This window comes from Nonomuraea zeae (genome assembly GCF_005889725.1).
GTDB classification, from domain to species: Bacteria; Actinomycetota; Actinomycetes; order Streptosporangiales; family Streptosporangiaceae; genus Nonomuraea; species Nonomuraea zeae.
Map to the genome: position 1 here is coordinate 1 of NZ_VCKX01000743.1, position 559 is coordinate 559.

A 559-nucleotide genomic window follows, 5' to 3' on the forward strand; every position below is an offset into this window, starting at 1 on the left:
CGTCGGGCCCGATCTGCGGATCGCCGTGTCGCCAGCCCAGCCCGGTGCCCGACCCGGTGACCGACCCGGTGACCGGACGGGTGACCGGACGGGTGACCGACCCAGCGATCGGACCGGTGACAGACCCGGTGACCAGTCCAGTCGCCCGCCCAATGACCGGCCCGGTCGCCAGCCCTGTGGCCAGCTCGGCCAGGTCCGCCACGCTCAGCCCGCCGAGCGTGATGCGGAGCGTGTCGTCGCCGGTCAGGAGCCGGCGCAGCCCTTCGGGCAGCCACGGATCCGCCGGCGGGCCCGCCCCCGGGTCGGCCACTGGATCCGCCATCGGATCGGCGCCCGGGTCGGACAGGTCGCGGCAGGCGACCAGGACGAGCACGCGGCCCGTCCGGATCCGCCGCAGCACGTAACCGAGGGCGCGCAGCGACGGCCGGTCCGCCCACTGCGCGTCATCGACCACCAGCACCAGCGGCGCCTGCTCCTGCAACCTGTCGATGACGTCGCAGAGCACCTGCCCCGCCGCGCAAGGATCCAGCCCCGCCAGGCCCGGCCCGGCCCTCTCCCC

1 pseudogene is annotated in these 559 nt (G+C 75.8%); it reads right to left on the reverse strand.

Going from position 1 to position 559, the window contains the following annotated elements:
• Positions 1-559: pseudogene (locus ETD85_RS64350) on the reverse strand (hypothetical protein); the annotation flags it as partial.